General features: G+C 42.9%; 6 protein-coding genes. 5 read left to right on the plus strand and 1 reads right to left on the minus strand.

All coding sequences use genetic code 11. The annotated features are described in order from the left end of the window. The first annotated feature begins 25 nt into the window (after window positions 1-25). Both PCY70_RS06345 and PCY70_RS06350 read left to right on the plus strand, forming a co-directional pair. Window positions 26-2,332 carry a right-handed parallel beta-helix repeat-containing protein gene (locus PCY70_RS06345; RefSeq protein WP_305768850.1) on the plus strand — a complete coding sequence of 769 codons (2,307 nt, stop codon included), beginning with the start codon at window positions 26-28 and terminating at the stop codon, window positions 2,330-2,332. Window positions 2,333-2,359: 27 nt separating this feature from the next. Beyond that, window positions 2,360-4,684, plus strand: a complete 2,325-nt coding sequence (locus PCY70_RS06350) for a right-handed parallel beta-helix repeat-containing protein (RefSeq protein ID WP_305768851.1) — start codon at window positions 2,360-2,362, stop codon at window positions 4,682-4,684. 77 nt (window positions 4,685-4,761) lie between these two features. Here the strand turns inward: PCY70_RS06350 and PCY70_RS06355 are convergent, their stop codons facing one another. Continuing rightward, entirely contained in the window at window positions 4,762-6,819 is a 2,058-nt protein-coding gene (locus PCY70_RS06355) for a right-handed parallel beta-helix repeat-containing protein (protein WP_305768852.1), read from the minus strand. A 412-nt stretch (window positions 6,820-7,231) separates the two neighbouring features. Between PCY70_RS06355 and PCY70_RS06360 the strand changes: the two genes are divergently transcribed. The 3 genes from PCY70_RS06360 (at window position 7,232) to PCY70_RS06370 (ending at window position 15,181) form a co-directional block, all read left to right on the plus strand. Further along, the gene (locus PCY70_RS06360; protein ID WP_305768853.1) at window positions 7,232-9,511 is read left to right on the plus strand and encodes a right-handed parallel beta-helix repeat-containing protein; all 2,280 of its coding nucleotides are present in this window, start codon (window positions 7,232-7,234) and stop codon (window positions 9,509-9,511) included. A 150-nt stretch (window positions 9,512-9,661) separates the two neighbouring features. Further along, the gene (locus PCY70_RS06365; RefSeq protein WP_305768854.1) at window positions 9,662-11,887 is read left to right on the plus strand and encodes a right-handed parallel beta-helix repeat-containing protein; all 2,226 of its coding nucleotides are present in this window, start codon (window positions 9,662-9,664) and stop codon (window positions 11,885-11,887) included. A 75-nt stretch (window positions 11,888-11,962) separates the two neighbouring features. Then, window positions 11,963-15,181: a hypothetical protein gene (locus PCY70_RS06370; RefSeq protein WP_305768855.1), complete on the plus strand. Its 3,219-nt coding sequence runs from the start codon at window positions 11,963-11,965 to the stop codon at window positions 15,179-15,181. Window positions 15,182-15,224: the final 43 nt, after the last annotated feature.

Consider the following 15,224-nt stretch of genomic DNA (forward strand, 5'->3'; position numbering starts at 1 on the left):
CAAGAGTCCTGAGAAAGGAGAATCTATGAAAAAGAAGATGATTGCGGCATTACTGATGTCGATGATAATAGCAGGATGTAGTAGCGATGAGGCATCTGAGCCAGTTGCGGAGCCAGTTGCAGTTGCGGAGCCAGTTGCAGTTGCGGAACCAGTTGCAGTTGCGGAACCAGTTGCAGTTGCGGAACCAGCCAAAGCAATAAAGCCTTTATTTGAAAAGCGTACAGAAGCTATGGAGATGCATGTGTATGGAGCAGAAGTGCCATGGGCGGCGGACGCTGAGGCTATTGCAGTAGACAATAAAACCACGTTCGCATCGATAGCCGAGGCACTAAAAAACGCTATCCCAGGCGATGTAATTATTGTGCATGAGGGAGTCTATCGCGAAGCGCTGAATGTAAAACTTGATGATATAACGATTAAAAATTTTGAAGACGATTATGTTTTGGTAACGGGAACTGAAGTGGTAACAGGCTGGGTTCCTGCAGTGGACCACCCAACTCCTGGCGTTATGATGGCTCCGGTTCATGAAAAATGGGCAAAAGCGACGATAGATTATACGCAGGTATTTGTTGATGGGGAAATGGGTGAGATGGCAAAGCATCCAAATCGTACATTAGATGAGATGATGAGCCCTACAGAGGAAGGTAGCGGATTTGACGTAGTTTCCAATATTTACAAAAACGCGAATGAGCCAGGCAGTGTTACGTTTAATAATGGGCTTCCAGATGTGGATTTAACAGGTGGTGTATTTAGAGGCTTGATCGGAAAAGCTCGCGAGTATCCGAGAGGAATTATCGTTGGCAATGAAGGTGATAGCGTGCAGTTTGAAGCTGTAAATAAGAGTCACTGGAATGCTCCAAATGCTATTGCCTCAACGTATCATAAGTTTGGGTTTGCATCGGTAATGCATAAGAATTTGATTGATGCGCCAGGTGAGTGGTATGTAGAAGATGATATGCTATACTACTTGCCAGAAGACGGCGTTGCGATGGAAGACTTGACAGTGGAGATGCAGGTGCGCGAGAAGGTACTTCTAATGAGCGGTGCGGACAACACCGTAATAGAAGGAATCAATTTCAAGGCTGGTAACGCAGATATTAGCAACGTAAAAAATATGGCAATGAGTGATTGCTCCTTCAGATATTTGTATCCGCTGTGGCTGCCTACAAATTATGGTCAAGGGCAAAGCAATTCTACAGGAATCGTGATTTCGAACTCTAGCAATAACACATTTTCGAATATGTATGTTGCACACACATGGGGCAATGGCATCGCGGTGCTTGGTGGCAAGGGCAATACGTTTACCAATTGCATCATAGAAGATATCGGGTGGATTGGAATTTTCACTGCAGGAATAATGGCAAAGTCTGATGAGACCAGAATTGAAGACGCTACATTTAGAGATAACGGAAGATTTCAGGTCAGAATTGAAGATCATGGAAAGGTGGACATCATTCATAGTGAATTTGTAGGGGCCATGAGCATGACCGAAGATGCCGGTGCGATTTCATCCGAAAGTACTGGTTGGATAGGCCCTCTCAATATGAAGGGATCGGAGATCGCATACAACAAAATTCACGATTTGAAAGGTGTACCAGTATCGTCCGGAGGCTATCAAAGGCAATTTATGGTAGGGATATATCTGGAAGATGTTAACAATTATACTGCACATCACAACTTGGTTTATGATATCAAGGCGGATAATTATGATGTGGGAGATCCGAAATTTATATATGAGGGAGCAGCAATGTACTTGGGTCCTCGATATAATGCGATGTACGATCCAGTGAACTATTACAATAATGTGTTTTGGAATTGTGATATGATGATGAACTTATGGAATATAGAGATCAACAACTATGAAGAGTTGCGAGCAGGTGGAATGAAGCAGGAAGCGAACAGTGGCTTGATTGCAGATGGGCACTTTGTCAACAATTTATTTAATGATGGATCGTTTAACCTAGGTTGGTATACACAAAATATTACAGCAACAGGGGGCAAAATCGATAACGTACCAAATCCTGATGCAAACTGGAAAAATATTACAACCGATAGCATGGATGAGTTCTTTGCACATGGTGAAAAAATCGGATATTTATTTAATCCTGAAACTAATATGATATTGGACAAAGAAACAGGAGCTCAAAATTATGTAGATGCCGACAATGGTAATTTTAGATTAGCAGAGGACTCGCCGGCAAAAGGTGCGGGGACGCCGATTCCAGGAATAACGTCATCTGAAACTCCAGATTTGGGAGCATTAGAAGGTAGCGATTATGTGTTATCTGCAGGTGCGACGTTAGAAATTCCAATATTTAAAGAGCAAAGATAGGCCAAGAGGTCTGAGAAAGGAGAATTTATGAAAAAGAAGATGATTGCGGCATTACTGATGTCGATGATAATAGCAGGATGTAGTAGTGAGGAGGCAGCGGAGCCAATTGCGGAGCCAGTTGCAGTTGCAGAACCAGTTGCAGTTGCGGAACCAGTTGCAGTTGCGGAACCAGCTGCAGTTGCGGAACCAGTTGCAGTTGCGGAGCCAGCCAAAGCAATAAAGCCTTTATTTGAAAAGCGTACAGAAGCTATGGAGATGCATGTGTATGGAGCAGAAGTGCCATGGGCGGCGGACGCTGAGGCTATTGCAGTAGACAATAAAACCACGTTCGCATCGATAGCCGAGGCACTAAAAAACGCTATCCCAGGCGATGTAATTATTGTGCATGAGGGAGTCTATCGCGAAGCGCTGAATGTAAAACTTGATGATATAACGATTAAAAATTTTGAAGACGATTATGTTTTGGTAACGGGAACTGAAGTGGTAACAGGCTGGGTTCCTGCAGTGGACCACCCAACTCCTGGCGTTATGATGGCTCCGGTTCATGAAAAATGGGCAAAAGCGACGATAGATTATACGCAGGTATTTGTTGATGGGGAAATGGGTGAGATGGCAAAGCATCCAAATCGTACATTAGATGAGATGATGAGCCCTACAGAGGAAGGTAGCGGATTTGACGTAGTTTCCAATATTTACAAAAACGCGAATGAGCCAGGCAGTGTTACGTTTAATAATGGGCTTCCAGATGTGGATTTAACAGGTGGTGTATTTAGAGGCTTGATCGGAAAAGCTCGCGAGTATCCGAGAGGAATTATCGTTGGCAATGAAGGTGATAGCGTGCAGTTTGAAGCTGTAAATAAGAGTCACTGGAATGCTCCAAATGCTATTGCCTCAACGTATCATAAGTTTGGGTTTGCATCGGTAATGCATAAAAATTTGATTGATGCGCCAGGTGAGTGGTATGTAGAAGATGATATGCTATACTACTTGCCAGAAGACGGCGTTGCGATGGAAGACTTGACAGTGGAGATGCAGGTGCGCGAGAAGGTACTTCTAATGAGCGGTGCGGACAACACCGTAATAGAAGGAATCAATTTCAAGGCTGGTAACGCAGATATTAGCAACGTAAAAAATATGGCAATGAGTGATTGCTCCTTCAGATACTTGTATCCGCTGTGGCTGCCTACAAATTATGGCCAAGGGCAAAGCAATTCTACAGGAATCATGATTTCGAACTCTAGCAATAACACATTTTCAAATATGTATGTTGCACACACATGGGGCAATGGCATCGCGGTGCTTGGTGGCAAGGGCAATACGTTTACCAATTGCATCATAGAAGATATCGGGTGGATTGGAATTTTCACTGCAGGAATAATGGCAAAGTCTGATGAGACCAGAATTGAAGACACGACATTTAGAGATAACGGAAGATTTCAGGTCAGAATTGAAGATCATGGAAAGGTGGACATCATTCATAGCGAATTTGTAGGGGCCATGAGCATGACTGAAGATGCCGGTGCGATTTCATCCGAAAGTACTGGTTGGATAGGCCCTCTCAATATGAAGGGATCGGAGATCGCATACAACAAAATTCACGATTTGAAAGGTGTACCAGTATCGTCCGGGGGCTATCAAAAGCAGTTTATGGTAGGGATATATCTGGAAGATGTTAACAATTATACTGCACATCACAACTTGGTTTATGATATCAAGGCGGATAATTATGATACGGGAAATCCGAAATTTACGTATGCGGGATCGGCAATGTACTTGGGGCCTAGATATAATGCGATGTATGAGCCAGTGAACTATTACAATAATGTATTTTGGAATTGTGATGAGATGATAAACTTATGGAATATAGACATCAACAACTATGAGGAGTTGCGAGCAGGTGGAATGAAACAGGAAGCGGACAGTGGCTTGATGGCAGATGGGCATTTTGCCAACAATATTTTTGGCGTAGGTAAAAATTTCATAAATTACTCTAACCAAGATATTAGCAAAACAGGTGCAACCATCAGAACTGTGTGGAATCCAGATCAGAAGAAAGGTATCATAACATACGATATGGAAGAGTTTTTTGCGCATGCACCGACGGCAGGGTATATGTTTAATCCAGAAAATAACTACTACGTCGCAGATGAAGATGTAGAACAGTATTTCGTCGACGCTAGCAATGGCAACTTCGAGCTTGTGGAAAACTCTAAGGCAGTAGCAGGTGGTGTGGCAATAGACGGGATAACGGCGTCAGACGCTCCAGATGCGGGGGCATTAGAAGGCGATGCATATGTACTGTCGGCAGGTGCGACACTAGAAATTCCAATATTTAAAGAAATAATCGAATAGGTAAAAATAGTTACAGCTGTCAAAGTATAAATGCATACCTCGACAGCTGTATTTTGTTGCGCGTGTATTGTAATTTGCTATTGTAACTCTTTAAACGTAGGAACTTTGAGAGTGGCGCCTGCAGATAACACCATAGCCCCACCTTCGAGAGCGCCTGCGTCTGGTGTTGCAGAAGATGTGATTTCAGATATAGAAGCGCCCCCATTGCGAGCCGGAGAAGTTTCGGTTAATCGAAAATCATGATTTTTGGCATCAACGAAAGTAGTCTCATCTGCCATATAATTGCATTGTGGATTAAACGGATATCCAAGCGGTTCGCAATGTGTAAAAAACTCGTCTATGTCTGTAGTTGTTAAACTTTTTGACGGGCCAGTAAGAGGCACAAATTTAATTGTTGAACCGGTTGGAGTGATGATTTGCGATATATAGCTGATAGTATTGCGCGCAATTGGAAAGATGTTGTTCGCAAATATGCCGTCGCTCATTAGGCCGGAGGCATCAACTTGTTTCATTCCCTGAGCACGCAGCTCGTCGTAATTTTCAATATTGATATGCCATAAATTTATGCCTTTGTCGCAGTTCCAGGCGGTGTTGTTATACCATCGAATAGGCTTATGCATGGCGTTATATCGAGGGCCAAAGTATGCCATCGCACCGGCGCGGTCAAATCCAGGTACGTCTTTTTTAAAGTTGTCGGCAACTATATCATAAATCAAATTGTGATGAGCGGTGTAGTTTTCGGTATCTTCCAGATATATGCCAATCATAAACTGCTTTAAATAGCCTCCACCAGATACTGGAAATCCTTTAACGTCATGAATCTTGTTATACGCAATTTCGGATCCTTTTAAATCGAGAGGCCCAATCCAGCCGCTGCTTTCAGACGAGATAGCGCCAGCGTCTTCACTCATGCTCATAGCACCGCTAAATTCGTTGTGGATGATATCGGTTTTGCCATGCTCGCGTATTCTAATCTGAAATCTGCCATTGTCTTCGAAAGTACAGTTTTCAATTCTAGTTTTGTCAGCGGCGGTGAATATGCCAGCAGTAAAAATTCCGATCCAACCGATATCCTTAATGATACAGTTGGTAAACAGATTGCTATGCCCATTCATTAGCGAAATGCCAGTGCCCCAGGTGTGAGCAACGTAGAGGTCTTCAAAAGTGTTGTGGCTAGATCCCGAGATATATATTCCTGTATCTTCAGTTGCGCCATCGCCATAAAATGGAGACATAATAAATGGAGAGAGGTATCTAAATGAGCAAGATTTGATGATAGAATTATTCATCCCCATGATGCTAGCACAGCCAGCTTTAAAGTTGATGCCTTCGAGTGAGAGCTCCGCGGCAGATATGTGCAATACTTTTTCTCGCACCTGCATTTCAACTACTTCATCAGCTTTCTTTGGTAAATAATACAAATAGCCATCATCCACAAACCACTCGCCTGGTGCATCAATCAAATTTTTATGCATCACCATTCCATAGCCAAACTTGTGAAAGCTAACATCAATTGTGGCATCAGGAGTCCAGTGATTTTTGTTTATGCCTTTAAAAGTAATTGAGTTGCCGCTATTTTCTAAGATCCAGCCAATAGGGTATTGGCGGTTTTTGCCTATCAGCCCTCTAAAGATGCCGCCAACTAAATCAACATCAGGTAAGCCGCCGTCGAAAGTGGCGTGCCCGTCGCTATCGGCATTTTTATATATATTGGAGACCTCGCCATAGCCGCTGCCTGGAGCCAATGGATTCATCATAGCAGAGATAGTACGATTTGGGTGTCGTGCCATATCGCCCATTGCGCCATCGATAAAAACTTGAGAAAACTTAAGCGTGCTATCGTGCCATGCTTTAGAAACAGGTGCAACCAAAACGCCGGGAGTTGGGTGAGTTGCTGCCTTTTCAAAATGAGAAACAATTTCGGTTCCAGTTACTAAGACGTAATCGTCAGGAGCATTTTTGATAGTGAGATTGTCTTTTGTGATTGTAACAGTTTCGCGATAAATTCCTTCGTGTACAATAATTGTATCGCCAGGGTGTGCCTGATTAAGAGCCGAGGTGATGGTATTTAATTCACCTGTCGCAGCTGCAGCATTCCACGGAACTTCTTTTGAAAAAACATGAATAGTATTCATAACATCCTCCAATGCAAATATAATTTTGATGGCAGTATCTGGGTACTACCAATAATTATTTTAACACAAATTAATTTAAAAATATAGATCGCTATTGCTTTTTATTTTTCATGATTGCAATAAGAATGACGAAGGCAACGATAATCCAAATCCAGATTAAAGCCGAAGCCCAATTAACGCTTTCAAAAAACATGACACGCACCTCCTTTACGATATAGTTTAACCTGTTGCTGTTCTCTTGATTCTAGCAATAGGCCAAAAGAGCAGTCAAATCATAAAAAACTCTTGCTTTTGTATGTCGTAATTGCTAAAATATATATGGAATAATGTGGAAAATTAAACTAGAATTAATACATAAGTTAAAATAGGAGAAATGTTATTCGATAATAATAATTAAAACGGGGGAAAAATAATGAAAAAAGCAAAGTTTATGTTAGTATTAGCGATGTTGACGATGGCTGGGTGTGCTGCAGAAGAGGCGGTGATCCAAGAAGAAGTTGTAGTGAAAGTTGCACCAGAGCCAGCGCCAGAAACTGCGCCAGAAATTGTACCCGAGCCTGCGCCAGAAATTGCGCCAGAGCCTGTAATAGAAGAGCGAACTATTGCAATGGAACTGCACGTATATTCGGATGAAATTCCATGGAACGCTGCCGCAGAAGCCACAACGCTGGAGTATGAAACTATATCCGATGCGATAGCAGATGCGATAGAAGGCGATACAATAATAGTTCACGAGGGAATTTATCGCGAAGTTTTGAAAATCGCAAAAGATAATATTACAGTGAAAGCTGCCGAGGGCGAGTATGTGTTGGTGACAGGTGCGGAAGTAGTGAGTGGATTTGTACCGTATGAAGCTATGGAAGGAGTTTATGTTGCAGATGTGCCAGCAAATTATAAGGAGACGACTCTTCCATATACTCAAGTTTATGCCAATGGCAATGTGCAAACAATGGCAAGATTTCCCAATTTGACAATAGACGATATGATGGCACCGCTAGAAGAGGGGGGTGGCTACGGAAAAACCATAGACTTGTATAAAAACAAGGGCGAAGCAGAGGGGCATGTAACGTTTGCCGAGGGCGAGCTTCCGGATGTGGATTTAACCGGTGCGGTCTACAGAGGGCTCAATGGCAAAAATCGCGAGTATATGTTTGGCGATGTTGTAGCCAGCGAGGGCAATACGCTGACGTTTACCAGTACAACAAAAAATAACTGGGGCAATGCAACAGCGGAAATAAAGAAGGGCTACCACGATTATGGATTCGGTTTTGTAACGCATAAAAATTTAATTGATATCCCGGGAGAATGGTTTGTGGAGGACAGAAAGCTATACTATATGCCAGAGGGAGATATCAAAGATTTGTCGGTGGATCTGCAGGTGAGGCAACAAGTACTGCAAATGAATAATCGCGAGAACATAACGCTGGAGGGCCTAAATTTTGTTGCAGGTAACGTGCAAATTAAAGGCACCGAGACTGCCAACATAACCAATTGTACATTTAGAAATCTGCAGCCGTTTTATGTTATCAAAGGTTATGGAATGGGTGATTCGGGGCAAACTGGAGTGTATATAGAAAATAGCAAAAACGTAACATTTCGAGATACGTATATAGGAGATACGTGGGGAACGGGAGTACAAATTAGTGGTGGCGCAGATAATTCGTTCTACAACTGCAGGTTTGAGGATATGGGTTGGATAGGTACATTTACTGCCGGTATCTACACATCGGGAGCTAATACGATTGTGGAAGACTGTACTTTTGCAGATCACGGAAGATTTCAAATTCGAGTGGATAAGGATGTGAAGATTGACATTTTGCATTCGTCGTTTGAAAGAGCAATGGAGATGGGCGAAGATGCAGGACCTCTCGAGTTTACCAGCACCGGAAAGATTGCGCCGCTAGATCTTAAGGGTTCTGAGATAGCGTATAACAAAGTTTTTGACTTGAGCGGAATTCCGGTAAGCTCTGGAAATTACAACAAGCAGTTTATGGTGGCATTCTATATGGAGGATGTAAGCAATTACACTGCGCATCATAACTTGGTTTATGACATTACTGCCGATAGCTATGATGGGCCAGAGTATGTGAAACGAGATAGCCGATTTTTATATATGGGACCGCGATATAATGCGATGCATCTGCCGGTGAACTTTTATAACAACACCGCTTGGGATTATGGCAGTACGATAGGAATATGGAATATAGTAATAGCAAATCACGACGAGCTTAGAGCGCAAGGATTAAAGCAAGAAGACAATACGGGAATGATGACAGACGGCCATTTTGCCAACAATCTATTTGATGAAGGAAGCTTTAGCGTGAGTTACGTTGCTCAAAATTTGAATATGAATGGCGGCAGTAAAGGGTGGGTAACAATTCCAGAGGATGATTGGAAAGATATCGAAACAGATGATATGGATGAATTTTTTGAGCACGCGGCAAAGATAGACTATGCATTTAACCCGGAAGCAAATATGATAGTAACGGCCGATGCGACAGATTCAACTTATGTTGACGCAGCAAATGGAGATTTTAGACTGCTAGATGGGTCGGCAGCGAAGGGGGCAGGAGTGGAAATTCCTGGAATAACGTCTTCTGCAAATCCAGACCTGGGCGCATTAGAGGGTAGCGACTATGTATTATCGGCAGGGTCGACTCTGGAGTTGCCAACATTTAAGGAAATTCGATAGACTGTTATAAAAATGAAAAGGAGATTATAATATGATCTTCGGCAAAACCAGATTTGGGAGCTTTAGAAGGCGGTGACAGAGTTCTAAGTGCGGGGGCGACATTGGAGATTCCGATCTTTGAAGAAGAATTAGAATAATGAGGAGGTATATATGAGAAGAATGAAATTTGCAGCAGCAATGCTAGTAATAGCATCGGCAACATTGGTAAATGCGGCGGAAGTAGATATGGCAAAGATAATGGATATTACGACTGGATTGAGAATGGAGGTTGCCACAAACATTATGACCGAGCAGATGGGTACGGAGATTCATGTATATTCGGATGAAATTCCATGGAGCACTGAAAAAGCGAATGCGACAATGACAATTACAGAGGCAGTCAATCAGGCAGAAGAAGGCGATACGATAATTGTTCACGAGGGAATTTACCGCGAGGTGCTCAATATAAAGAAGGATAACATAACGATTAAAGCAGCAGAAGGCGAGTATGTGCTCGTGTCTGGCAACGAGGTGGTAACAGATTTTGAACCATATTCTGGAAAACCGGGCGTATATGTTGCGGATGTACCATCGAACTATAAGGCCACTAACCTGCCATTTTCACAAGTGTTTGTAAACGGCAATTATGCGGAGATCGCGAGATTTCCAGATAAAACAATATCAGATAATATGGCACCGCTAGAAGAAGGCGGAGGATATTCCAAAACTGTTGAAATATCTAAAGGCGAGGGAATTGTGGATGGCACCGTAACCTTTGCAGAAGGCAAGTTGCCAAACGTAGATTTAACCGGCGCGCAATTTAGAGGGTTGAACGGCAAGAACGCAGAGTATGTGTTTGGAACTGTGACATCAGCAGATAAAAATACAATTACATTTAAGCCGACATCAAATAATAATTGGACAAAAGCTGGGGCAATAGAAGAAGGGTATCACGACTATGGCTTTGGCTTTGTGATGCATAAAAATTTGTTAGATCACCCTGGGGAATGGTTTGTGGAGCATGGCAAGCTGTATTATATGCCAGAAAACGGAGTGATGGACGGCTTAGAAGTGGAGATGCAGGTGAGGCAGAAAGTGTTAATGCTCAACAATACGGAAGGCGTAACATTGGAGAACATCAACTTTGTTGCAGGCAACGCGGAGATACACGGAATGGATGGGGCGGTAATCGACGGCTGTACCTTCCGATACTTGCAGCCATTCTATACAACCAGAGGATATGGAATTAACGACAACAGATATTCTGGGATATACGGAGAGAACGTAACGAATAGCAAATTTGTGAACACGTATATAGGAAAAACGTGGGGAACTGGCGTGGTGCTCTTTAAGGGAGATAACAATTCGTTTATCAACTGTATCTTTGATGATATAGGATGGATCGGAACATTTACAGCGGGGGTTTATAGCTCAGCAAATAACACATTGATACAAGACTGTACATTTAGGGATCACGGCAGATTTCAGGTGCGAGTGGATAAGGACATAAAAATAGACATACTGCATTCATCGTTTGAGAGAGCGATGGAGATGGGCGAAGATGCGGGGCCGCTGGAGTTTACTAGTACAGGCAAAATAGCACCACTAGATTTGGGTGGATCGGAGATAGCGTATAACAAGGTCTTTGATTTGCACGGCGTGCCGGTGAGTTCTGGAAGCTATAACAAGCAATTTGTAGTGGCATTCTATATGGAAGATGTAAACAACTATACAGCGCATCATAACTTGGTCTACGATATAACAGCAGATAGCTATGACGGGCCAGAAAAATTAACACGAGAAGGACGATTTTTGTATTTGGGGCCTAGATATAACGCAATGAATGATCCGGTAAACTATTATAACAACACGGTCTGGGGATGCGATGACAACATTGGGATCTGGAACATTCAGATTGGTAACTTCGAAGAGCTAAAAGCTGCAGGGCTAGAGCAAAAGGAGCATACGGGAGTGATGACAGACGGACACTTTGTGAACAACTTATTTGGCGAAGGCGAGTTTAGCATCAACTACTCCGCACAAAATTTAACGGCAACAGGAGCCAGTAAAGGATGGGCAAGTATTCCGGAGAACAAATGGAAGAGCATTTCAACGCACGATATGGAAGAATTTTTTGAGCATGCCGAAAAGGTGGACTACAATTTTAATCCAGAAAGCAATATGATTATAGAAACAGAGGACGGCGACAGAACTTATGTGGATATAGAAAATGGCGACTTCAATTTGAGGGCAAGCGCCAAAGCAAAAGGGCGAGGTACCGCGATTGAAGGGATCACATCTTCGGCAAATCCAGATCTTGGAGCATTAGAAGGTAGCGACTATGTTTTGAGCGCAGGTGCAACGCTAGAAGTAAGGGAATTTTTGGAAGTAAGATAAGTAATGAGAGCCCCCCTTTTTGCATTTTGTGCGAGAGGGGCTGCAAATAACAAAAATAACGAAAAGAGGAATATGATGAATAAAAAATTGGTTGCAATATTGATGAGTATAGCAATGATATCTCCCGCGGCAGTTCTAGCCGATGCGAATTATGACTACATAAACGACTACTTTAAGACGCTCAATACAGAAAAAGTGATATCAACAGAAGAGGTTGAGTGGGTACAGTTTGCGCCAGGCACATCGGGAGATTCGGATGGAATTTTTGTACACCCAACCGACGATAATTTTATGTATAGCTTTCCTGATATGAACAACAGCTATATGTCAGATGACGGAGGATTGACCTGGACCACGGTGCTCGATCACGATCAGTCGCTTAAGCATCAATTTACGAAAATTTATGGAATGGACTTTTCTCGGCAAGACGATACGTTTGGGATGGCATCTAGCAGTGGAGGGATTAGAATCACCACAGACAAGGGCAGAAGCTTTGGAGAATATATATTGAATGATAACATCGAAACGCTGACAGTTCATCCTCATGACGATAACATTTGGTTTGCTGGATCGGGAGATTTTTGGAACACAAAGAGTAATCATCGAACCGACATTTCGCCTCATGGAGAAAAGCCAAATAAGCCCGGAAAGCTGTATAAGACAACAGATAAAGGAAAAACTTGGAAGCTGCTAAACAATACAGGCATTCATCCGAAGGCAGAGTTTGGAGGCATCTATATTTATCCCGAAGATACAAACCTGATGTTTGCAACAACCACGTATGGACTATATAAAAGCATTGATGGGGGCAATAAATGGGAGAAAATTGAATCTATAGAAGCCGCAGATGGGGAGTCCGCAGACTTAGTTACAGATATGGATGTTTATATAGATCCGCAAACAAAGAAATTGACTCTCTATGCTATAAATTTAGTTCGTTACACGATAAATCCAAAAACCAAGACAGTAGACAGCTCGGGAGGAATATTGAAAAGCCACGATTTAGGCAAAAGTTGGGAAAATATAACAGGAGATTTGGGGCTAAACCTTGACGCACTAAATAGCGAGCTATCGGCAGCAGTAAGAGATGTGTTTGTACCATATAACGAAGTGGCCGAAGATAAGATCGAGCTAGATTTTACAGCAGGATGGTATATGAACCCGAACTATATTAAGGCGATGTTTACGGGTAACTGGTTTTTGGGAAACTGGTTTGAGAAATCACCACAGTTAAAAGGAATGAGTGCCGCAAAAGCGATACCGAACCTGCCGACTCACTTCTTACAAAACTATGATAACATAGAAGTGGACCCAACGAATCCGGATAGAATTTATCTAACGCATCCCGGGAGATTTGGCGCAGGAATGTTTATCGGCGATGTTTGGACTACAGCAGATGGCGGAGAAGATTGGTATATTGCCGCAAGAGGGGGAGCGTATTGGCCGTATCCGTCTGAGTATTGGCAATCTGTTGATCAGGATCAGCATATAAATGTACAGTTAGATCATAGCCACGAGTACGCAACAGAAGTATATCCCGCGTCTAGCGTACGAGATTTTGATCTAAATAGCAAAGGTGAGGCATATGCGCTATTTAGAACGCTCTATAAATCTGAAGATAATGGTGAATATTGGCAAAACTTAGACAGTGTGCAAACCGAAAAAGGTGGCTGGATCGGAACAGGTGAGAGTAATTTACCTGGAAAGCAAATCATCACCGACCCTCGAGATCCCAACATGATGCTTATGCTAGCAGGAGAAAACGGCATCTTTAGCCGAGTGGATGATGCAGAAAAATGGTATTACGACGATACGGTAGCGATGGAAAACTTTCCGTATTCGCCTCCAAATTCATCGATCATTGCCATCTCACCAGAGGATATCAACACGATGTACGCATTGATATTGCGCCAAACAGGGCAGGGTGAGTTTCAGAAGTCTGTAGATGGGGGCAGAACGTGGAGCAAAGTTTCGCAAATTTTTAAGACATCAAGAGCCAGCACGAAGGTAATTCAAAAAGGTTTGATTATTGATCCAAACGATTACGATACGATGTATTTTGGAATTACTGCAACAAACATCAACGAGGTGCCACCGCTACATGGAACCGAGTATAGCGGAGTCTATAAAACAACAGACGAAGGAGTGACGTGGAGCAAGATGAACAACGGGTTACCGGGCACGTTTGATACATTTGACTTGGAGTTTGATCCGCGGGATTCGAATGTGATCTATGCGGCAGTATCAGGAGGAAACAAGCTGAGCGTACCAGTTTGGAAAAAGATGCTCACGGGAACTGTTGCAGAGACTTTTGAGATTAAGGACCTGATGCCAAATACGGAATACTTTATATCTGCATATGCGATGGCAGACGAGGGCGAAAGCGCAGTGATGTCGGTTGTGGATATAGCAGGAGAAGTATTGGGATCGAAGGTAATAGCCAATACGGTACCGCAAGTGGAGGGTGTATTTTTTACAACGGGAGCCGACGGAAAGGCAGCGTTGAAGTTCGAGAAAACTTCAGGAGATGGAAATGTATTGTTTGATAAGATTACGCTAAGAACCGCGGGAGGGCTATATCGAACAACCGATGCGGCAGAGAGTTGGGCAATAGTAGAAGAGTTTCCGAAGATTGTACAAGTAAATAACATCGTGGCGGATGCAGAAAATGGCAAGTTGTATGTTGCAGGTGGAAGCGAAAATGCAGGACCACAGCAAGGCGGAGTGTGGGTTGGAGATTTAAATGGTACAAATTGGAAAAAGATTTTTGAGTTACCTAAGGTGGTAGATATAAAGCTGGATCCATATAACGCAGACAGAATTTTGGTCCATGCGGGGGTTGAGAGCTCTGGAAGTATGGCATATAACGTAGGAATTTATTTATCAGAAGATGCGGGAGAGAGCTGGGCAAAAATAAATAACGGGTTAGGAACATCTGCAAGCATATATGACTTTTCGTTTGACCCCGATCCAGCGAACACAGATTTATTGTGGTTAACGAGCAGTGCCGGCGGATTTTATAAGGGCTATATAGGAGGTGCGCCAGAGCGAGAGGAGCAGTTACCAAAGTTTACGGTCACTATAACTGCGGATGGAGAGACTACGCAGCAAGAGGTGCCACTTTACTCGAAGATAATGCCGCCGCCGGTGCCAGAAAATTCTGACGGTGCAGTGTTTAAAGGATGGTATATCGGCGATGAAAAGCAAATATTTAATACACCAGTAATAGGAGATATGGATATAACGCTAACCTCGAAGTGGATAGAAACTCCGGAGGATTGGCTGAAAAAATAATATTGGCTAGAGCTCTGTTTTGATGGGGCTCTATTTTTATTTG

The sequence above is a fragment of the Candidatus Epulonipiscium viviparus genome, assembly GCF_030708075.1.
GTDB classification, from domain to species: Bacteria; Bacillota; Clostridia; order Lachnospirales; family Cellulosilyticaceae; genus Epulonipiscioides; species Epulonipiscioides viviparus.

What these genes read in the sequence shown, in the direction of transcription:
- PCY70_RS06355 (WP_305768852.1), bottom strand. Translation starts at nt 6,819, where the DNA reads ATGAATACTATTCATGTTTTTTCAAAAGAAGTTCCGTGGAATGCTGCA.
- PCY70_RS06345 (WP_305768850.1), top strand. Translation starts at nt 26, where the DNA reads ATGAAAAAGAAGATGATTGCGGCATTACTGATGTCGATGATAATAGCA.
- PCY70_RS06365 (WP_305768854.1), top strand. Translation starts at nt 9,662, where the DNA reads ATGAGAAGAATGAAATTTGCAGCAGCAATGCTAGTAATAGCATCGGCA.
- PCY70_RS06360 (WP_305768853.1), top strand. Translation starts at nt 7,232, where the DNA reads ATGAAAAAAGCAAAGTTTATGTTAGTATTAGCGATGTTGACGATGGCT.
- PCY70_RS06350 (WP_305768851.1), top strand. Translation starts at nt 2,360, where the DNA reads ATGAAAAAGAAGATGATTGCGGCATTACTGATGTCGATGATAATAGCA.
- PCY70_RS06370 (WP_305768855.1), top strand. Translation starts at nt 11,963, where the DNA reads ATGAATAAAAAATTGGTTGCAATATTGATGAGTATAGCAATGATATCT.